At 69.6% G+C, this 20,361-nt stretch carries 14 protein-coding genes; 6 read left to right on the top strand and 8 right to left on the bottom strand.

The window, feature by feature from the left end:
• Window positions 1–304 precede the first annotated feature (304 nt).
• The 3 genes from BLR21_RS00760 to BLR21_RS00750 form a co-directional block, all read right to left on the bottom strand.
• Window positions 305–1,291: a LacI family DNA-binding transcriptional regulator gene (locus BLR21_RS00760; protein WP_090004414.1), complete on the bottom strand. Its 987-nt coding sequence runs from the start codon at window positions 1,289–1,291 to the stop codon at window positions 305–307.
• Window positions 1,292–1,399: 108 nt separating this feature from the next.
• On the bottom strand, window positions 1,400–2,836 hold the full coding sequence (locus BLR21_RS00755; protein WP_090003689.1) for a family 43 glycosylhydrolase: 1,437 nt from the start codon (window positions 2,834–2,836) through the stop codon (window positions 1,400–1,402).
• Window positions 2,833–5,301, bottom strand: a complete 2,469-nt coding sequence (locus tag BLR21_RS00750) for an alpha-L-arabinofuranosidase C-terminal domain-containing protein (RefSeq protein ID WP_218130697.1) — start codon at window positions 5,299–5,301, stop codon at window positions 2,833–2,835. Before BLR21_RS00750 ends, BLR21_RS00755 begins: the two co-directional genes overlap by 4 nt.
• Before the next feature lie 165 nt (window positions 5,302–5,466).
• On the opposite strand from BLR21_RS00750, the gene BLR21_RS00745 reads away from it, so the two are divergent.
• From BLR21_RS00745 to BLR21_RS00720, 6 genes are all read left to right on the top strand, one after another.
• On the top strand, window positions 5,467–6,432 hold the full coding sequence (locus tag BLR21_RS00745) for an ABC transporter substrate-binding protein (RefSeq protein WP_176929392.1): 966 nt from the start codon (window positions 5,467–5,469) through the stop codon (window positions 6,430–6,432).
• Window positions 6,433–6,576: 144 nt separating this feature from the next.
• Window positions 6,577–8,109, top strand: a complete 1,533-nt coding sequence (locus tag BLR21_RS00740) for a sugar ABC transporter ATP-binding protein (RefSeq protein ID WP_090003688.1) — start codon at window positions 6,577–6,579, stop codon at window positions 8,107–8,109.
• Between the two features lie 52 nt (window positions 8,110–8,161).
• Window positions 8,162–9,145 (top strand): ABC transporter permease, encoded by a 984-nt coding sequence (locus tag BLR21_RS00735; protein ID WP_090003687.1) that lies wholly within the window; start codon window positions 8,162–8,164, stop codon window positions 9,143–9,145.
• Window positions 9,142–10,104, top strand: coding sequence for a galactofuranose ABC transporter, permease protein YjfF (yjfF, locus tag BLR21_RS00730; RefSeq protein WP_090003686.1), 963 nt, complete (start codon window positions 9,142–9,144; stop codon window positions 10,102–10,104). The genes BLR21_RS00735 and yjfF overlap by 4 nt, the downstream gene beginning before the upstream one ends.
• Entirely contained in the window at window positions 10,101–10,907 is an 807-nt protein-coding gene (locus tag BLR21_RS00725) for an expansin EXLX1 family cellulose-binding protein (RefSeq protein ID WP_256334355.1), read from the top strand. The genes yjfF and BLR21_RS00725 overlap by 4 nt, the downstream gene beginning before the upstream one ends.
• A 29-nt stretch (window positions 10,908–10,936) precedes the next feature.
• On the top strand, window positions 10,937–11,362 hold the full coding sequence (locus BLR21_RS00720) for a nitroreductase family deazaflavin-dependent oxidoreductase (RefSeq protein WP_090004410.1): 426 nt from the start codon (window positions 10,937–10,939) through the stop codon (window positions 11,360–11,362).
• 3 nt (window positions 11,363–11,365) lie between these two features.
• Here the strand turns inward: BLR21_RS00720 and BLR21_RS00715 are convergent, their stop codons facing one another.
• The 5 genes from BLR21_RS00715 to BLR21_RS00695 form a co-directional block, all read right to left on the bottom strand.
• Window positions 11,366–12,784: a cellulose binding domain-containing protein gene (locus BLR21_RS00715; RefSeq protein WP_090003685.1), complete on the bottom strand. Its 1,419-nt coding sequence runs from the start codon at window positions 12,782–12,784 to the stop codon at window positions 11,366–11,368.
• Window positions 12,785–12,893: 109 nt separating this feature from the next.
• Window positions 12,894–14,891, bottom strand: coding sequence for a cellulase family glycosylhydrolase (locus tag BLR21_RS00710; protein WP_090003684.1), 1,998 nt, complete (start codon window positions 14,889–14,891; stop codon window positions 12,894–12,896).
• Window positions 14,892–14,903: 12 nt separating this feature from the next.
• Window positions 14,904–16,358 (bottom strand): glycoside hydrolase family 43 protein, encoded by a 1,455-nt coding sequence (locus BLR21_RS00705; protein ID WP_256334354.1) that lies wholly within the window; start codon window positions 16,356–16,358, stop codon window positions 14,904–14,906.
• The gene (locus BLR21_RS00700) at window positions 16,355–18,322 is read right to left on the bottom strand and encodes a beta-galactosidase (protein ID WP_218130696.1); all 1,968 of its coding nucleotides are present in this window, start codon (window positions 18,320–18,322) and stop codon (window positions 16,355–16,357) included. The genes BLR21_RS00705 and BLR21_RS00700 overlap by 4 nt, the downstream gene beginning before the upstream one ends.
• Entirely contained in the window at window positions 18,319–20,355 is a 2,037-nt protein-coding gene (locus BLR21_RS00695; protein WP_090003683.1) for a glycoside hydrolase family 31 protein, read from the bottom strand. The genes BLR21_RS00700 and BLR21_RS00695 overlap by 4 nt, the downstream gene beginning before the upstream one ends.
• Between the last annotated feature and the right edge of the window lie 6 nt (window positions 20,356–20,361).

Genomic DNA, 20,361 nt, shown 5'->3' with positions numbered 1-20,361 from the left:
ACTGCCGTACGGAAGACCCCGCGTGCAATCCCCGACTGGCGTGTCAACGACACGACACGCCAGTCAAGGCGGGACGAACCAACCGAGCCGCGCCCCCCGCGAAGCGAGTACACGGAGCCTTCGTACTGCCGTACGGAAGACCCCGCGTGCAATCCCCGACTGGCGTGTCAACGACACGACACGCCAGTCAAGACGGGACGAACCAACCGACCCGCGCCCGCCGCGAAGCGAGTACCCGGGGAGCCGTCGTACTGCGGGACGAAAGACCCCGCGTGCGGCAAGCAGCGGCGCGGTTCGGTGTGGGTTATCGGGGTGGCGGCGCCACGCTGTCCCGCTTCACCAGGGTCGGCGCGACCGTCCGCCGCGGCCGGGTCGTCTCCCCGTCGCTGACCTGCTCGAGCAGCAGGCCGAGCGTCTCGTGCGCTACCGCGGCGAAGTCCGGGCGCACGGTGGTGAGCGGCGGGATGAAGTAGGCCGCCTCGGGCACGTCGTCGAAGCCCACGACGCTCACGTCGTGCGGCACCCTCCTGCCGCGCTCGCTCATCGCCCGCAGTACGCCGAGGGCGAGGTGGTCGTTCGAGCAGAACACCGCCGTCACCTCGGGCATCCTGGCCAGCATCTGCCCTGCCCGGTAGCCCGACGCCGCGCTCCAGTCGGCCGCCACGACCGGGGGCACCTCGGCCGAGGTGGCGTCGAGTGCCGCGCGCCAGCCCTCCACTCGGCCAGCCGCGTCGAACCAGTCGGCGGGGCCCGACACGTGCCAGACGGTCTCGTGGCCCGCGTCGATCAGGTGCTTCGTGGCTTCGAACGCGCCTTTCGCCTGGTCGACGGTGACGAGTGGGGTGGAGCGGTCCGGGTCGCCGTCCACGGTCACCAGCGGCACGCCGGCCGGTACGTCGGCGAGCGCGTCGGCCGCGGACGAGTTCGGCGCGATCACCACGATGCCGGCCACGCGCTGGTCGCGGTGCCGTTCCACGGCGGCGGCGATGGAGTCGCGGTCGAGCACCTTCACCCTGCCGACGCTGACCGCGAACCCGGCCTCGCCCGCCGCCTCCTCGAAGGCGGACAGCAACGAGGCCGGGCCGTACAGCGTCGAGTTCTGCGCGACGACGCCGATGAGCTGCGTCTTGCCGGTGACGAGCGCGCGGGCCGCGCGGTTGGGCCGGTAGTCGAGCTCCTTGATGGCGGCCTTCACCCGCAGCCGGGTCTGCTCGCGAACGTTCGGGTGGTTGTTGAGCACACGCGAGACCGTCTGGTGCGACACCCCGGCAAGTCGTGCCACATCGGTCATCGCGGCGTCACGCGACGTCTTCTCCACGAGCGGTCTCCGATCTTCGATCTGAGCCGGTGATGTTAGCGATAACACCAGGTCGGCTTCGATGCAGTGCTCATTGTCCACTTATTCGAGTCGGAATGTGGCACGTCGGCGCGCGTCGCGGTCGCTTCCTGGTCTGGACAACACGACACGGCCGTTGTCGTGGGCGAGGTACGTGTCCGCGCCGGCCCGCAGCGACACCGCGCCACGATCCGCAAGTCCCGGTACACGAACGAAACTCGCCGCGCGGCCGTACGCGTCGGTGTCCTCGAACGGGTCGATGCGGATCATGTCGCCGTCCACCCGCACGTACCGGTCCGGGAAGTTCACCGACTGCACCGCGACCGTGCCGGCCCCGAGGAACCCCGGTACGAAGCGGAACTGGCTGTCGCCGAGGTCCCGGACGTTGCCGTCGACCCGCAGCCGGTACTCGTAGTGCCGCACCACCAGCGAGGGCGCATCCACCGGCGACAGCCGCACGATCGGCCCGCCACGCCCGACGGGAACACCGAACGACGGTGTGCCGTCCGCGTTCCAGTGGAGCTTCTGAACGCGGGTGTGCCGGTTCGGGTCGAACAGCGGGTCGCCGGTGATGTCGCGGTAGTCGCGGGCGTGGTAGACGAGCACGTCGGTGGAACCGACCGTGGTGAACGAGTTGTGCCCCGGCCCGTACTGCGATGTCGGCACGTGAGTCGCGAACACCGGGTTCGGCGACTTCGTCCACGACCGCGCGTCGAGGAGGTTCGCGTTCTCATCGGCGGTCAGCAGGCCCATGCAGTAACGGGCGTCGGTGGCGCTCGCGGAGAACGTCACGAACACGCGGCCGTTGCGGACCAGCACCGCGGGCCCCTCGTTCACCTTGAAGCCCTGCACCTCCCAGGGCAGCGTCGGCGTCGCGATGCGCACCGGGGCGGTCTTCAGCGCGAGCGGCGAGGCCATCTCGGCGATGTAGAGGTTGGTGTTGGTGGCGATGCCGGGTTCGCTCTGCGCCCACAGGAAGTAGCGTTTGCCCCGGTGGGTGAAGGTGGTCGCGTCCAGTGTGAACGTGTCCCACGCCGTCACCATCTGCCCGCGCAGCACCCAGCCGCCCTCGCGGGGGTCGGCGTTCGGCGACTCCAGCACGTAGGTACGGATCCGGAACGGTTCGTCCTTGTCGCCGGCGGCGAAGTAGACGTACCACTTGCCGTCGATGCGGTGCAGTTCAGGCGCCCAGATGTAGCCGCCCATCCTGCCCGACGCGGGCCGCCGCCAGATGGTGCGCTCACGGGCGGCGGACAGACCGTCCAGAGTGGATGCGCCACGGATGACGACGCGGTCGTACTCGGGCACGGACCCGGTCAGGTAGTACATGCCGTCGGTCGGCGGCGTGACGAACGGGTCGGCGCGCTGTTCGACGAGCGGGTTGCGGGTCGGCAGCCCTGCCTCGGGTTCGGCGGCGGTGGCGACGGGCGCGGCGGAGCTGAGCGCCCCGGTCGCGGCGAGCACGCCGCCCGTGGCCAGCAGAGATCGTCGGGTGATCACGAGCGGCTCCTGATCCGGAGGAACGTGACGGAGTTGGGCGGGAACGTGTGGGTGAAGCTGCTCGCCACCCTGACCTGCTCGGCACGCGAGCGGATCGGCTGGCTGAACTCGGTGTTCACGTCGTCGGGACGGCCCTGCAGCACGGTCGCCCGCGCCGTCGACGCCACCGGGACGCCGAGGTCGATACGCGTGCGGGCGGCGTTGTCCTGGGCGTTGACCACCTTGACGATCAGCTCCCCGGTGGCGAGGTCGCGGGTGACGACCTGCCGGAACGGCTCGGCGAGCTTGTCATCGGTGAACTCGCCCCACTTCTGGCCGTCGAGGAACAGCGCGACGTGACGTCCGCGGACCTCGACGCGCACGTCGTACGTGCGGCCGGCGTCGATGCGGGTGCCGTTGGTCATCAGCGTGCTCTTGGCCCCGCCGACGGCCTTCTCGACCGCCGACTGGGTGTTGTTCCAGCCACCGAGGTTCCACCAGTAGTAGTTGCCGGTGTCCTGCACGCCGAACGCGACGAGGAAGCCCTCGCGGCCGGACTGCTTCGTGGCCTTGAGGTTCAGCGTGTAGTCACGCCAGGTCCTGTCTCCCGCCGTGACCAGCGTGTCCTCGGCGGCCGCGTCGGACTGGACGTAGGCGCCGTTCACGACGTTCCACGCGCCACGGCCGGACTTCGTCCACTGCGCGTCGGTGCCGGAGAAGTCGTCGCTGAACAACGCCTGACCGGACGCGCTGGTAACGCTCACATCGTCGTAGGTGGCCGCGGTCGCCCAGGTAGAGAGCCCGATCGCGCCCGTGATCGGTGCCTGGGTGGACGGCGTGGCGGACGCGGTGCTCGGCACGACGTGGTCGCCCACGTTGGTCATGAAGAGCTTCTGCATCTCGTAGCTGGCCGAGCCCCACGACGCGTGGTTGTTGAACCAGATCATGTCCGGACGCCACTGGACGTAGTCCTCGTTGGCCAGCAGCGGTGCGTACGAGGCGAGCTTCACGACGTCGGCGTTGCGTTCGAGACCGGTCATGAACGCCGCTTCGCTCAGCGCGTTGAAGTACCTGTTGTCCTGCGAGGCGTACTCGCCGAGGAACACCTTGGGGCCGTTGCGGTCGTAGGAGTCGTAGCGGTTGTTGTTCTCCAGGAACCAGCTCGGGCTGTTGTAGTAGTGCTCGTCGACCATCTTCACGCCGGCCTGCTTGTTCAGCTGCCACAGGCGGTCGAAGTTGCCGCCCGTGTCGTCGGGGCCGGAGTTGCTGACGACGGTGATGTCCGGGTACTTCGCGTTGATGGCGTCGCGGAACTGGGTGAAGCGGGCCATGAACTCGTCGGGCAGGTTCTCCTCGTTGCCGACCCCGACGTGGGTCAGCTTGAACGGCTTGGGATGCCCCATCTCGGCGCGCTTGCGGCCCCAGGTGGAGTCGGCGGGACCGTTGGCGAACTCGATCAGGTCGAGCGTGTCCTGGACGTGCCTGGCCAGCAACGCCGGGTCGTCCGTGGCTCGGTTCTGGCCGCAGCCGGTGACCAGCGCGGGGACGACGGGCAGCGGCATGGCGCCGATGTCCTCGGAGAACTGGAAGTACTCGTAGTAGCCGAGCCCGTAGGACTGGTTGTAGCCCCAGAAGTTCCAGTTCGTGGCACGCTGCTCGACCGGGCCGATGGTGTCCTTCCACTGGTACGAACGGCGGCGCTCGAAGTCCGGCGCGTCGTAGCCGTAGTGGCTGCCGGTGTTGACCAGGCAGCCGCCGGGGAACCGGACGAAGCCGGGCTTGAGCGCGGCGATCTTCTCGGCCAGGTCGCGGCGCAGGCCGTGACCCTTGAAGGTGTCCTGCGGCATCAGCGAGACCATGTCGAGGCGCAGGGTCCCGGTGCCGCCGCCGGTGACCAGCAGCCTGCCCGTGGTGGTGGACTTCTTCGCGCGGATCGTTCCGGTGTAGCGGGCCCAGCCGTCGCCGTTGACCTGGACCTTCACCGGGTCGCCCAGGGCGGCTCCGGCGGGATCGGTGATCGTGGCGGTGAGCTGCGCCGCCTGATCGGCTCGGGCCCAGACGGAGAAGTCGTAGCGCTGGCCGCTCTGGACCGCGATGCCGCTGTTGTAGCCGGAGTTGATGACCCCGGCCGGCAGGCCCAGCTTCAGGTAACGGCGGTTACGTTCGTTCATCCGGCCGGTGTCGTCGGCGAGGTCTACGGTGCCGCTGTGCGGTGCCCAGGAGGTCAGGCCGTGGTAGCTCGCGTTGTCCGCCGGGTCGTACTCGAACGAGCGGTTCTGCACGAGCTCGGCGTACAGGCCGCCGTCGGCGGCGCGGTTGATGTCCTCGAAGAAGACGCCGTACATCGAGTCGTCGATCGACGGACCCTTCTTCGTGGCGTCGATCTTGAGCGTGTAGTCGGTTTCGGCAGCCGCTCCGGATCCGGGAACGGCGACGAGCAGGCTGGCCGCGAGTGCGGCGCTCAACAGGACGTGTCTGCGGGGCACGGGGTTTCCTCCCCTGGCTCGGAAGTGAGCGTTAACATAGGGCTGCGAACTCGTTACGAGCAAGGCCTTGACGACAACAGTTGTGAGCGTTCACTCTTGTCCACCTGACAACCGCGGACACGCGGTCGAGCTCCGCGACACCGTCGTCACCCCGGAGGAATCCCAGTGCTGAAGAAGATCACGACAGTCGCCAGCGTGGTCCTGCTGAGCGCGCTCACAGCGTGCGGCTCGGGAGGCGGTGCGGAGACCGGTTCGACCGGTGGCACCATCACGATGGGCTTCGCCCAGGTGGGCGCCGAAAGCGGCTGGCGCACCGCCAACACCAAGTCGATCCAGGACGAGGCCAAGGCGGCCGGGATCGAACTGAAGTTCTCCGACGCGCAGCAGAAGCAGGAGAACCAGATCAAGGCGATCCGCTCCTACATCCAGCAGAAGGTGTCGGTGATCGCGTTCAGCCCGGTCGTGGAGACCGGGTGGGACACCGTGCTGCTGGAAGCCAAGCGTGCCAACATCCCGGTGATCCTCACCGACCGCTCGATCGACTCCGACGACACGTCGCTGTACAAGACGTTCCTCGGTTCGGACTTCGTCGAGGAGGGTCGCAAGGCCGGCGACTGGCTGGTGGCCAACACCTCCGGCCCGACGAACGTCGTGGAGCTGCAGGGCACCACCGGCGCGGCGCCGGCGATCGACCGCAAGAAGGGCTTCGAGGAGAAGATCGCCTCCAAGCCGGACATCAAGGTCGTGGCGTCGCAGACCGGTGACTTCACGCGGTCCGGCGGCAAGCAGGTCATGGAGGCCTTCCTCAAGTCCCAGCCGAAGATCGACGTGGTGTACGCGCACAACGACGACATGGGCCTGGGCGCGATCGAGGCAATCAAGGCCGCGGGCAAGGTGCCCGGCAAGGACATCAGGATCATCACCGTGGACGCGGTGAAGGACGGCATGCAGGCGCTGGCCAACGGCGAGATCAACTTTATCGTCGAGTGCAACCCCTTGCTGGGCAAGCAGCTGATGGAGCTCGCGAAGAAGGTCGTGGCCGGCGAGCAGGTGCCGGAGCGGGTCGTGACCGAGGAGGGCACGTTCACGCAGGAGCAGGCGAAGACCGTGCTCCCGCAGCGCCAGTACTGAGTTCTCGGCAGTTGGGCACTGTCCTGTAAGTCTCGAACGAGACTTGCAGGACAGGACCTTGACCCCCAAAGACCCCGCGGGGCCCGTCATTCGCGCGCATCCGCGTGACGGGTTCCGCGGCCCCAGCGACGAAGGCCAGAGCACATGACCGAGTCACCGCCACCTGTCGTCGAGATGCGGGGCATCAGCCTCGCGTTTCCCGGCGTGAAGGCGTTGCAGGACGTCGACTTCCGGCTGTTCCCCGGTGAGGTGCACGCCCTCATGGGCGAGAACGGCGCCGGGAAGTCCACCCTCATCAAGACTTTGACCGGCGTGCACCGGCCCGACGCCGGCCAGGTCGTGCTGGCGGGCGAGGACGTGGCGTTCTCCTCCCCCGGCGAGGCCCAGCACGCCGGGATCAGCACGGTGTACCAGGAGGTCAACCTCTGCGCGAACCTCACGGTCGCGGAGAACATCCTGCTGGGCCGGGAACCTCGCCGCCTCGGCGGCATCGACTTCCCGGCGATGCGGCGCCGTGCCGCGGAGGTGCTGGCGCGCATCGGCGTGCACATCGACCCGGCGTCGAGCCTCAGCGAGCACCCGATCGCGGTGCAGCAGCTGGTCGCCATCGCCCGTGCGATCGCGGTCGACTGCAGCGTGCTCGTGCTCGACGAGCCAACGTCCAGTCTGGACGCCGGTGAGGTCGCGGAGCTGTTCCGGATCATGCGGGTGCTGCGCGACGAGGGCGTGGCGATCCTGTTCGTGTCGCACTTCCTCGACCAGGTCTACGAGATCTCCGACCGGATGACGGTGCTGCGCAACGGAACGCTCGTCGGCGAGCACCTCACCGCCGACGTGGACCGGCGCTCGCTCATCGCGCAGATGATCGGCCGCGACCTCGGCACGCTGGAGGCGATCGAGGACGCCGCGGAGAAGCGCAGGCCCGGTGGACCGGCGCTGGTGCGGGCCGAAGGACTCGGCAAGCGCGGCGCGATCGAACCGTTCGACCTCGACATCCGGGCGGGTGAGGTCGTCGGCCTCGCCGGTCTGCTCGGGTCGGGCCGCACGGAACTGGCCCGGCTGCTGTTCGGCGCCGACCGCGCGGACTCGGGCAGGCTGCTCGTGGACGGCGCACCGCTGCGGCTGCGCGGGCCGCGTTCGGCGATCGCGGCGGGCATCGCGTTCAGCTCGGAGGACCGCAAGGGCGAGGGCCTCGTCGCGGACCTGTCGATCCGCGACAACCTGGTGCTCGCGATGCAGGCGGCCCGCGGCTGGACCCGTCCGCTGCCGCGCAGGACCAAGGACCACCTGGTCGAGAAGTACCTGAAGGCACTGGACATCCGGCCCGCCAACCCGGACGCGCTGGTGCGCACCCTGTCCGGCGGCAACCAGCAGAAGGTCCTCCTCGCGCGCTGGCTCGTCACCGAGCCGCGGCTGCTGATCCTGGACGAGCCGACCAGGGGCATCGACATCGGGGCGAAGGCCCAGATCCAGCAGCTCGTCACCACGCTCGCCGCGGAGGGCACCGCGATCCTGTTCATCTCCGCGGAACTGGAGGAGGTCGTGCGCATCGCCGACCGGATCGTCGTGCTGCGCGACCGGCGCAAGATCGCCGAGCTGGACGGTGCGGTGACCGGCGTGGACGAGGTCGTCGAGCTGATCGCGGGCGGGGCCGCACCGGAGAAGGTCGTGTCGTGAACCGCCCGGACGAACCCGCCCACAGCCAGACCGCACCGGAAGAGGTGACCCCATGAAGAACCGGTTGCTGTGGCCGCTGCTGGCGCTGGTCGCGCTGCTGCTGCTCAACCTCGCCGTGACGCCGTCCTTCTTCGCGTTGCGCATGCAGGACGGCCACCTCTACGGCGGCCTGGTCGACGTGCTGAAGAACGGCGCGCCGACCCTGCTGATCGCCCTCGGCATGACGCTGGTGATCGCCACCCGCGGCATCGACCTCTCCGTCGGCGCGGTGGCCGCGATCGCCGGGGCCGTGACGTGTGTCCACATCGGAACGTCGGGCAGCGCCGCCACCGCGTTCGCCGGCATGGCGCTCGCGCTGGTGCTCTGCGCGGTGCTGGGCCTGTGGAACGGGTTCCTGGTGGCGGGGCTCGGCATCCAGCCGATCATCGCGACGCTGGTGCTGATGACCGCGGGACGTGGCGTCGCGATGCTCGTGACCGAGGGGCAGATCGTCACGGTCAACAACACCGCCTACCGGCAGGTCGGCGCCGGGTTCGTGGTGCTGCCGGTCTCGATCCTGATCGCCCTGCTGGTGCTGGGGCTGGTGGCGTTCGCGACCCGGCGGACCGCGCTCGGCATGCTGATCGAGGCGGTCGGCGTCAACCCCGAGGCGTCGCGGCTGGCCGGGGTGCGGTCCCGCACGATCATCTGGACCGTCTACGTGTTCGCCGCGGTGTGCGCGGGCATCGCCGGGCTGATGATCAGTTCCAACGTCAGCGCGGCCGACGCCAACAACGCCGGGCTGTGGATCGAGATGGACGCGATCCTCGCCGTCGTCATCGGCGGCACGTCTCTCGCCGGCGGGCGCTACTCGCTCACCGGCACGCTGATCGGCGCGCTGATCATCCAGACCCTCACCACCACCGTCTACACGATCGGCGTCGCCCCGGAGGTGACGCTGGTCTTCAAGGCGATCGTCGTCATCGCCGTGTGCCTGGTCCAGGCACCGAAGGCCCGCGCCGCACTGAGCTTCCGGAAGGTGGCCGTCCCATCATGACCACTCTCACCCAACGGGTGCCCTCGCGGTTCCTGCCGGTGCTCGCGACCGTCGTGCTGTTCGTCCTGGCGTTCGGCTTCGGCTCGGTGCGCTACGACGGGTTCGCGTCCGGTCAGGTGATCGCGAACCTGTTCATCGACAACGCCTTCCTGATCGTGCTCGCCGCCGGCATGACGTTCGTGATCCTGAGCGGCGGCATCGACCTGTCCGTCGGTTCGGTCGTCGCACTGTCCACAATGGTCACGGCCTCGGGTCTGCAGGCCGGGTGGCCCGTGCCGCTGGTGATCCTCGCGGTGCTGCTCACCGGCTCCACGCTCGGTCTGCTGATGGGCCTGGTGATCCACAAGTTCGACATCCAGCCGTTCATCGTCACGCTCGCCGGCATGTTCCTCGCGCGCGGCCTGTGCTTCCTGATCAGCGTGGAATCGGTGTCCATCAAGGACAGGACGTTCCGCGACGTCGCCACCACCGCGATCGAACTGCCCGGCGGCGTGACCATCACCTACAACGTGGTGATCGCACTGCTGGTCGTCGCCGCGGCGATGTACGTGCTGCACCGCACCCGCTTCGGCCGCACGGTCTACGCCGTCGGCGGCAACGAGTCGTCCGCGCTGCTGATGGGCCTGCCGACCACCCGCGTGAAGGTGGGCGTCTACGTCATCAGCGGCCTGTGCTCGTCGCTGGCCGGTCTGCTGTTCAGCCTCTACATGCTGTCCGGCTACGGCCTGCACGCCGTCGGCATGGAACTGGACGCCATCGCGGCCGTCGTGATCGGCGGGACGCTGCTGGCGGGCGGTGTCGGGTACGTGCTCGGCGGGCTGGCCGGTGTGCTGGTGCTCGGCACGATCCAGACGCTGATCTCGTTCCAGGGCACGCTCAGCTCGTGGTGGACGAAGATCGTGATCGGTGTGCTGCTGCTGGTGTTCATCGCCGTGCAGCGGACTATGGTTCGGCGGTGAGACGCACCCGCCCACTGCTGTTCGTCCTGCTCGCGTTGCTGGTGGCGGCCGTCGGCGTGGTCGTGCTGCGTGATCCTCAGGGCGTCGCGGGCACCCCCGTGGCCGGCCCCAGCGCCGCGCCCACAACCACCACGACCACGTCGGCCCCAAGTCCGGCGACGACCACCACTCGGACGGGCGCTCCCCTGGCCGGGAAGATCAAGCCGGGCGAGCCCCGCCAGGGAGTCGCGACGTTCTACGACTCCGACGGTGGCGGCGCGTGCTCGTACGATCCGGGCCCCGACCCGCTGACCGCCGCGATGAACGAGGCGGACTACGAGGGCTCGGCCGCGTGCGGCGCGCACGTCCTGGTTCAGGCCGGCGGGAAGAGCATCACGGTGCGGATCACGAACCTCTGCCCCGCGCCGTGCCGTCCAGGGCAGCTGGACCTCAGCGCGGAGGCGTTCGCACTGCTGGCACCACCCGTGAAGGGCGAGATCCCGGTCAGCTGGACCCTGGTCAGCCCGGAGACGGCCAAGACCATCGCGATCCGCTACAAGACCGGTTCCAGCCAGTACTGGTGCGGGATCCAGGTGCTCGACCACCGCAACCCCGTGGCCCGGCTGGAGGTCAAGGCGGGCGGGCAGTGGCGGCAGCTGAAACGATTCGAGTACAACTACTTCCTCTCCGAGAACGGCGCCGGCTGCGGCGGGGCCATCGCCGTCACCGACATCCACGGCGAACGCCTGGTGGTGAACGCCCTGCCGGTCAGGCCGGACGCGGTCCAGGCCACGAACGTGCAGTTCGCCCGCGCCGGGGAATGAGACCGGCGCGGACGTCGTTGATCCTGGACATGGCAGATGTGAAGCTCAGCCCGACCGAGTGGGTCCAGGAGCAGACGAAGAAGATCCTCGAGACCGGGACGACCGAGGGCATCAAGGTCCTCGGCAAACCGATCGTGCTGCTGACTGTGCGCGGCGCGAAGAGCGGTGCCCTGCGTTACACCCCGGTCATGCGCGTGGAGCACGACGGCAGCTACGCGGTCGTCGCCTCCAAGGGCGGCGCGCCCGAGCACCCCACCTGGTATTTCAACATCAAAGCCCACCCGGAGATCGTCCTGCAGGACGGCACCGCGGTGAAGGACTACGTCGCCCGTGAGGTCGACGGCGCCGAGCGGGCCGAGTGGTGGGAACGCGCTGTCGCGGCCTACCCCAGCTACGCCGAGTACCAGGAGAAGACCGACCGGCAGATCCCGGTGTTCGTGCTCGACCCGAAGTAGGCGTCACCAGGCCAGGGGAAGCGCGGCGAGGTAGTCGCCGAGCTTCCCCGCGATCAGCCGGTGGTCGCGCGCGGAGAAGTGCCAGTCGCACCCGAGGCGGTCCAGCGCCGGATCGCTGTAGTTCCAGTGGCGGACCCGGCTGTCTCCTTGGCCGTTGCGGTCCTGCACGACCTGGCGGACCGCGTCGGCGAACGCGCCGGACGCCTCGGGGACGCTCACGACGATCGTCGTGGCCCGGCCGTACCGGGTGCGCAGCTTGTCGAGGAAGCCCTGGTACGCGGACTTGTACGCGGTGACCAGGCTTTCCTGGGTGGGCCACTGCTCACCGGGGTTGAGCGCGGTGGAGAAGTCGTTGGTGCCCAGGCCGACCACGACCAGCTGCGGCCGCCACGTGCCGGGGTTGCGCCACACGTCGCCGTCGACGTGCAGCAACGCGCGGTCGTAGTAGGTGCGGTAGCTGGTTCCGGGCGTGTGACCGTTGTAGTTGCGCACCATGCCCAGCCCGGAGAACGCGTTGACCTGGTAGTCGGCGTTCAGCGCCTGCGCGGCGAGAGCTCCGAAGCTGATGTCGGTGTTGGTGTTGCGGGCGACGCCGCCGTTCGCGGAGCAGTCACGGGTGGTCGAGAGGTTGCCGTAGCCCGCGGTCAGCGAGTCGCCGATGAACTCGATCTGCCGGGACCGTGCGGCGGGCTTGGCGAGGATCGACCCGCCGTTCGCGGCCACGAAGCCGCCGAACTCCCCCGCCGCCCAGGTGCTCTCGGTCCGCTTGACCAGTCGCACGCGGTGGTCGGTGTTGCTCAGGTCGCGGACCCAGTGCGTCGTCCTGCCCGGCGTCACCAGCGTCGCGACGGTGGCGCCGTCGATCTGCACGTCGTAGTCGTTCACCGAGTCGTTGAGGACGATCCCGACACCGGTGCCCCGGAAGCGGCCCTCGAAGTAGATCCCCGGCCAGGTGTACTGACCGGACGCGGTGACCCGGCCCGCCGTATGCGCCTGGGTCAGCGGGTCCGGCGTCGTCCCCGTGCACGCCGTGCCGTTGAGCGCGAAGCCGGCGGGGACGGGGTTCGCGCCGCTCTTGGTGCCGGTGAACCCCAGGCCGGTGCTCGCCCCGGTTCCGAGGGAACCGTTGTACCCAGCATTGCCGACCGTCACGTCCGCGCCGGACTGGCGCACGGTCCCGTTCCAGAGCTGGGTGACCGTCTGCCCGGCGCCGAACGACCACGTCAGCCGCCAGCCGGTGACCGGGTCGCCGAGATTCGTGACGTTCACGTCCGCGCTGAAGCCGCCCTGCCATTCGTGGGTGACCTCGTAGGAGACTCGGCAGCCCGCGGCGGCTCCGGCCTGCGGAACGCTGCCGAGCGTGACCGCCGCGGTCAGTGCGGCGGTGAGGACGGCGGCCGCCGCCGGTTTGAACCGGTACACCTGTGCTCCTAGAGTCCACTGTGGATTGCTGCGCGAACCTCGTTGCAGACCAACGGTAGTGTCGAACGGCGTCGAACGGGAGAGCGATCCCGTTCGACGCCCCGACGGGTCAGGCGGTCGTGCCCGTCACCGAGCTGCCCGACTTGACGACGAAGTAGGTGACCTTGACGCCGCTCCAGTAGTGGAACGTCAGCGTCACCCGCGCGTTCTCCCTGACAGCGGCGAAGAAGTCCGGCGTCAGAGTGGTGTGCCCGTCGGTGTAGTTCGGGCGGAAGGCCCGGTCGTACTCCTTGAAGGACGTCCAGTCGTGCGGTCCCGCGTTGGTGCCGTCGTCGTACTTGGCCTCCATGGTGGCGAGTTGGTCACCGCGGAACGCTGTGGGGACCTCGAACTTCTCCGTCGTCCCGGAGGCGTTGGAGAGCACCGGGGTGTCGTAGGTGATGACGTAGAGCCGCCACGGCACGCCCTGGGAGAAACGGGCCGTCAGCACCGCGTTCGTGCCGTAGCCCCGGGACCCGCTCAGCCTCGTCAGCGCCGGCGCGGTCAGGGTCAGCTGGTCGCCCGAGATCGTGTAGTCACGGCCGCGCGTCAGCTTCGTGGAGCCGTGGCAGAGGTCGGCGAACTTCGTGCCGTTGAGGTTGAGCGCGATGGTCCTGTCGGTGATAGGGCTCGACTTCTCGTTGAAAATCTGGTCGGTGTAGGCCGTGCCGGAGCGGGTCGTCCAGCTCGACCTGATCTGCGCGTAGAGCTCGGGGTCGTTCCACTGCCCAGAAGTGCGGTTGAGGTGCTGACCGTTGTCCCACAACATGGTGGTGAGCCGCTTGGCGCGGGCGTAGTGGCCGAGGTACTCGAAGAACTTGAGCTTCTCGCCCTGCTCGATGGTGCCGGTGTGCCGGTCGAAGCCGAGCAGGCCGTACTCACCGATGATCACCGGGACGCCGCGCGCGACGAAGCTGTCGTGCACGCGGTCGAACGAGTCGGTGACGTCCTTCTGCACGGTCGCGTCGAAGCGCGTGCCACCGGCCACGTTCACGCTGAACGGCCAGTAGCCGTAGTAGTGCACGGTCGCGATCAGGTTGGGGTCGGCGAGCGCGCGGATCTGCTCGCCCAGCGCGTCGACGTACGTCTGCTCGGACGAGGTGTGCAGGGTCGGCAGGACCAGGAGTCGGGTGGCATTGTTGCCGCCCGACCGGCGCACGATGTCGTGGAACGACGCGTTCAGCTCGCGGTTGAGCTCGATCTCCTGCGGCTTGCCGGTGCTGCCGGTGAACTGCGGCTCGTTCCAGCTCTCGAACGTCAGCTTGGGCCCGAACTCCGCGAAGGCGCCCACCAGCTGCGTCCAGATCGAGTTGAACCGGGTGAGCACGCGGTCGTGCTCCGCCGGCATGTTCAGCATCCACTGCCACGAGTCGTGGTGGATGTTGACCATCACGTACAGGTCGCGCGCCAACGCCCAGCGCACGACCTCCTTGACACGGGCCAGGTACGCCGGCTCGATCACGTCGTCGGAACCCAGGTGGGCGCTCCACGTGACGGGCAGGCGCACGCTCTTGAAGCCCTGTGCCTTCACGTTGTCCAGCAAGGCTTCCGTGATGCGCGGGTTGCCCCACGACGTCTCGTCGCTGCCGGTCGAGTCGAGCGTGTTCCCGAGGTTCCATCCCGGCTGCATCGCCGCGGTGTGCTGCATCGCGCTGAGGCGCGGGCCGCCGTGGACACAGGTGACTCCGTTGAGCGAGAACGACAACGGCGCCGTGTTGGCCTCCGCCCAGGTGCCGTAGAAGCCGAACTTCACCGTCGCACCGGTCGCGATCCTGGCGTTGTACCCGGCGTCCTCGGCGGTGACCTGGTGGTCGGACTCGACGATCTTCGCGTTCCAGCCGTGGCCCGCCTGCTGGCCGGACGGCCACTCCCAGCTCAGCTCCCAGCCGTCGAGAGCCGCGCCGCGGTTGGTCACGGCGACGTCGGCGACGAAGCCGCCCTGCCACTGGCTCGTGGTGGAGTAGGTGATCTCGCACCCGGTCTCGGCGGCCGCGGACGCCGTCACCGGCACGAAGGTGGCCACCAGGGCGACCACCGCGCCGAGCACTGCCCTGCGTGATCCGTTCATGAACCCTCGCTCTCAGTTGAGCTGCTGGTACTCGAACCAGTCGAAGTGGACGGTCCCCGCCGCGGCGTACAGACCGATGACGCGGCCGGTGAACCCGCCGGCCACCTCGGTCGAGAGGTACTTGCCGTCGAGCATGGCGAGCGCGGTGAAGGTGCCGTCGGGCTCCTCCACGCCGAACGACAGGGTGTCGGGCCCGGAACGCGCGTCCTGCAGCGTTCGGGCCTCATCCACCCGCACCACCAACACAATCGGTCCCTCCGGCACCGGCCGGGACGCGACCACGGTGGCCACCGGCCCGATGCGGGCGAGAACCCGCACCCCTCCGTACGCGGCCTCGATCTCGTAGTGGTGTTCCTCGTCCAGCCGGACCGCCAGACCACCGCGACCCTCCGCCGGGTCGAGCAGCGTGCGGGCGAGGCAGGACAGGTGTTGCTGGCGCCGCCCGGCGAACACGACGGCGGGATCGTCCATTCCGGACCCGCGGGCGCGCAGCGTGAGCCAGCCAGGGCGTTCCTTCGTCGTGCAGTGCTGCTCGGAGCGGTCACGCAGGGAGATCCAGGACGGCCGGAGTTCGGTGAGGTCGAAGTCGTCCCGTTCCGGCGCGGGGGAACCGGGCTCGCCGGACGTCAGCTCGCCGACCACCGGCCAGCCATCGATCCAGGTCACCGGTGCCAGGAAGGTCTCCCTGCCGAGCACGTGCCAGCCGGGGGTGCCGCCGCCGGGCCGCACGCCGAGCAGCACCATCCACCACGCGCCGTCCGGTGCCTGCACCAGGTCCGCGTGACCGGTGTTCTGGACGCGCTCGTCAGTGCTGCGGTGGCTCAGAATCGGGTTGGCCGGGCACGGCTCGAACGGGCCGTTCGGCGACGTGGCACGGGCGATCGAGACGCCGTGGCCGCGTTCGGTGCCGCCCTCGGCGATCAGCAGGTACCAGTGGTCGCCGATCCGGTACAGGTGCGGCGCTTCCGGTGCCTTGGCGCCGGGGGTGCCGGACCACAGCCGTCGCGGCTCACCGAACGTCTCGCCGGTGGCCGGGTCGACGCGGTACTGCTGCACCCCGGCGACCGTGCACCAGCAGTTGCCGTCGTCGTCCCAGGCCAGGTCCGGGTCGATGCCGGCGACTCCGGGCAGCGGGACCGGATCGGACCACGGTCCGGCCGGATCCGTGGCGGTGAACACCATGTTGCCACCGCCGTGGCTCACACTCGTGACTATCAGCCAGAACCGGCCGTCGTGGTGGCGCAGCGTCGGCGCGTAGATCCCCGCCGACGACGGTGTTTCGGCGGTCAGGCGCAGTTGACTCGGGCGCTCCAGGGCGTTGCCGATCTGGGTCCAGCTCCGCAGGTCCCGGCTGTGGAAGACCGGGATACCGGGGAAGTACTCGAAGCTGGAGCACACCAGGTAGTAGTCCTCCCCCACCCGGCACACGCTCGGGTCGGGGTGCATCCCCGGAATCACGGGGTTCACAGCGGACCTCCCGTCAGCACAGCGCACCCACCGGGTGGGAGCTCCCGCACCGGTCCGCCGGTCAGCACGTCGTGGGCCTCAGGCAGGGGCACGGGTTCGGCAAGGTGGTTGAGCACGAACTGCCAGCAGCGGCCGTCCTCGCCTTGGCGGACAACGACTTCAATCCCGGGCGGCCGGACCGGGCCGACACCGGCGGCGTCCAGCAGCCTGGACATCAGTGCCGTGTAGTCCGCGTCGTCGAGCTGGGTGGACAGGTACCAGGCATCGCCTGTGCCACAGTGGTTCCGGGTCAGCGCGGGAGAACCGGCGAGCGCGCCGTGGGTGTAGGCGGCGATGACTTCCGCGCCTTGCGCCCGCACCGACTCGCTCCAGACCGTGCCGTGCGAGGAGTCGGAGAGGACGATCCGTTCCTCGTGCCGCAGCGGCCGGTACTCCTCGACCCGGATGCCCAGCACCTCACGCAGCGGGGCGGCCGGGTAGCCGCCGAGACGGGCGTGCCCGCGGCTGTCGACGACTCCGCTGAAGTACTGGACCAGCAACGTTCCACCGTCGACGACGTAACGGCGCAGGTTCTCCGCGCCCGCGTCGGAGAGCAGGTACAGCGCCGGGGCGACAACGAGCCGGTACCGGCTCAGGTCCGCTTCCGGGTGCGCGAAGTCGGTGACGACCCCGTTGTCCCACAACGCCCGGTGCGCGTTGCGCAGCGCGGAGTGGTAGCCCAGTTCGGACGAGGGCAGGCCGTCCGAGTTCAACGCCCACCAGGCGTCGGAGTCGTGCAGCACGGCCACGTCGGCGGTCACGGTCGAGCCCGCGAGGTCTCCGAGCCGGGACACGGCCTCGCCTGTCGCCTTCACCTCGGTGAAGACACGGCTGTCCGGACCGGCGTGCGGGACCATCGCCGAGTGCCACTGCTCGGCGCCCGCCTTCGACTGGCGCCACTGGAAGAACAGCGCCCCGTCCGAGCCGCGGGCGATGTGGCCGAGCGAGTGCCGCAGGATCTCGCCAGGTTCCTTGGCCAGCGTCCGGCCCTGCTCGTAGACCGTGCTGGTGCCCTGTTCCATCAACAGCCACGGCCTGCCGCCGCCGAACGAGCGGGCCCGGTCCGCGGCGAACGCCACGTCGGCCGCCGCGTCGAGGCCCGGCCGGTCCGGGTAGTGGTCGATCGCGACCAGGTCGACCTCACGGCTCAGCGCCCACAGGTCCACGTTCTGGTAGCCGGGCTGCATCATGTTCGTCGTCACGGGCCGGTCGCTGTGCGCGCGGATGGCGTCCCGCTGCTCGGAGTAGGCGGCGACCACCTCGTCGGAGAAGAACCGGCTGAAGTCCAGCGTGAGGCCGGGGTTGCGGTGCCACTGGGTGGCGCGCGGCGGCAGGACCTGTTCCCAGCTGCCGTACCGCTGGCTCCAGAACGCCGTCCCCCACGCCTCGTTGAGCGCGTCGAGCGAACCGTGCCGGGCGCGCAGCCAGACCCGGAACGCGGCGGCGGTGTGTTCGCACCAGCACAACGTCACGTACTCGTTGTGCACGTGCCACATCGCGACCGCCGGGTGGTCGCCGTAGCGTTCCGCGAGTGCGGAGGCGATGCGCCGGGCCGCCGTGCGGTAGGCCGGGGCGCTGAGGCAGTAGGTGTCACGGCTGCCGTGCACCAGCCTGGTGCCGTCGCGGGTGACCGGCATGGCGTCCGGGTGGGCCAGCGTGAACCACGGCGGCGGGGAGGCGGTCGGTGTGGCCAGGTCGACCGCGATCCCGTTGGCGTGCAGGCGGTCCAGGTGCGCGTCGAGCCACGCGAAGTCGTAACGGCCTTCCTCCGGCTCGAGCAGGGCCCAGGAGAAGACGCCGACCGTGGCCAGGTTGACCCTGGCCTCGCGCATCAGCTCGTCGTCCTCCTTCCACACCGGCTCGTCCCACTGCTCGGGGTTGTAGTCGCCGCCGAACGCCAAGCCGCCCAGCCGATCCGCGATCACGCCTCCTCCCGCACGGGCAGCCGGGTACCGTCGCGCAGGAACAGCGGGATGCGGTCGAGCGGGGCCGCGACGGTGACCGTCCGGCCGCCGTCGTGTTCCTCGCCGGTCCACGCGTCGGTCCACCGCGCACCGGCGGGCAGGTGGACGTCGCGTTCGCGGGCGCCTGCCTCGGTGATCGGAGCCACGAGCAGGTCGGGGCCGAGCAGGAAGGCGTCCTCGACCTGCCACGCCGCCGGGTCGTCCGGGAACTCCAGGAACACCGGCCGCATCGGTGGCACGCCGGTCTCGGAGGCCGTGCGCATCTGCTCCATCACGTACGGGCGCAGACGTTCGCGCAGCCGCAGGTGCCCCGCGAGGATCTCGTACGCCTCGTCGCCGTAGGACCAGACCTCGTTGGCCAGGCCGGTCATCGCGGGCTCCAGCACCTGCTCGTCGCCGCGGAAGCCGTGCAGGCGGAACAACGGGCAGAAGGTGCCGTACTGGAACCAGCGCACGAGGACCTCGCGGTAGGCGGGATCGTCCGGATCACCGCCGTGGAAGCCGCCGATGTCCGTTGTCCACCAGGGAATGCCGGACATCATCACGTTCAGCCCGGCCTTGATCTGGGTGCGCAGTGTGGCGAAGTCCGTGCCGATGTCACCGGACCACAGCGCGGCGCCGTACCGTTGCGCGCCCGCCCACGAGGAGCGGTTGAGCGAGATGATCTCGGTCTCCCCCGCCGCGCGCAGTCCGTCGTGGACGGTGCGGGCGTTCTCGCGCGGGTAGAGGTTGCCGACCTCCAGACCGGGACCGGCGTGGTAGCGCAGGTTGTACTGGTGACCGGGTTTGAGCTCGGGTTCGCCGGCGTCCAGCCAGAACACCGTGATGCCGAGGTCGTGGTAGCCGCGCCGGATCCGGTCCCAGACGTACTCGCGCGCCTCGGGGTTCGTGGCGTCGTAGAACGCGACCTGGGCGGAGTAGGCGCCGAGGCCCTTGTCCGGCCAGTCCGCGTGCGCCATCGGCCCGAACTCGGTGCCGACGAACAGGCCCTGGTTCAGCATGGGGTGGTAGTTCTCGCTGGCCGGGCTGACCGAGGGCCAGACCGAGACCATCAGCTTGACGCCCATCTCGTCCAGCTCGCGGACCATCGCCGCCGGGTCCGGCCACTCGGCGGGGTCGAACTCCCACTCGCCGAGGTGCGTCCAGTGGAAGAAGTCGCACACGATCACGGACAACGGCAGGCCGCGCCGCCGGTACTCGCGGGCGACCTCCAGCAGTTCCTCCTGGGTGCGGTAGCGCAGCTTGCACTGCCAGAAACCGGAGGCCCACTCGGGCAGGCCGGGCGAGTGCCCCGTCACGTCCGCGTAGCGCCGCAGCACGTCGGCAGGCTTGCCCGCGGTGATCCAGTAGTCGATCTGGCGGGCGCTGTCGGACACCCAGCGGGTGCCGGTCTCCGCGAGCTCCACCCGTCCGATGGCGGGTGAGTTCCACAGCAGGCCGTAGCCGCGGTCGGAGACCAGCAACGGGATGGTGACCTCGGCGTTGCGCTGGACGAGGTCGATGACCGCGCCCTTCTGGTCGAGCATGCCGTGGGTGTGCTGGCCGAGGCCGTAGAGCCGTTCCCCAAGGTATGCGCGGAAACGCTGCTCCAGCCGGTGGTGGCCGTTGCCCGTCGCGGTGGCAAGCCGCGGCCCCGGCCACCAGAAGTGCGCCGGTTCCTCCGCGAGCAGTTCGGTGCCGTCCTCGGTCCTGGTGAACGTCAGCGTGCCCGCGGTCGCCCCCAGTTCCGGGGTCAGGGCGCCTTCGGTGCCGGCGTCGATCCGCACGGTGAGCGCACCGTGGACGAGGGTGGCGTGGTGCTCGGAGATCTTGATCTCCACCGCGCCGCCGTCCGGTGGCGTGCCGAGCAACGCGCCGGGGAGGTCGTCGAGCAGCGGACCGGCGGGAGTGGCGCGCACGCGGACCCCGTCGGAGCCCCACGCCTCGACTCGGAGCGTCTCGCCCCTGGCCCGCCATTCGAGCGCGGTGCCGAGGTCTCGGAAGTACTGGGGCATGCGGAA

This window comes from Lentzea albidocapillata subsp. violacea (genome assembly GCF_900100275.1).
In the GTDB taxonomy this organism is placed as follows: domain Bacteria; phylum Actinomycetota; class Actinomycetes; order Mycobacteriales; family Pseudonocardiaceae; genus Lentzea; species Lentzea violacea.
This window is presented reverse-complemented; position numbering and strand designations above follow the sequence as displayed.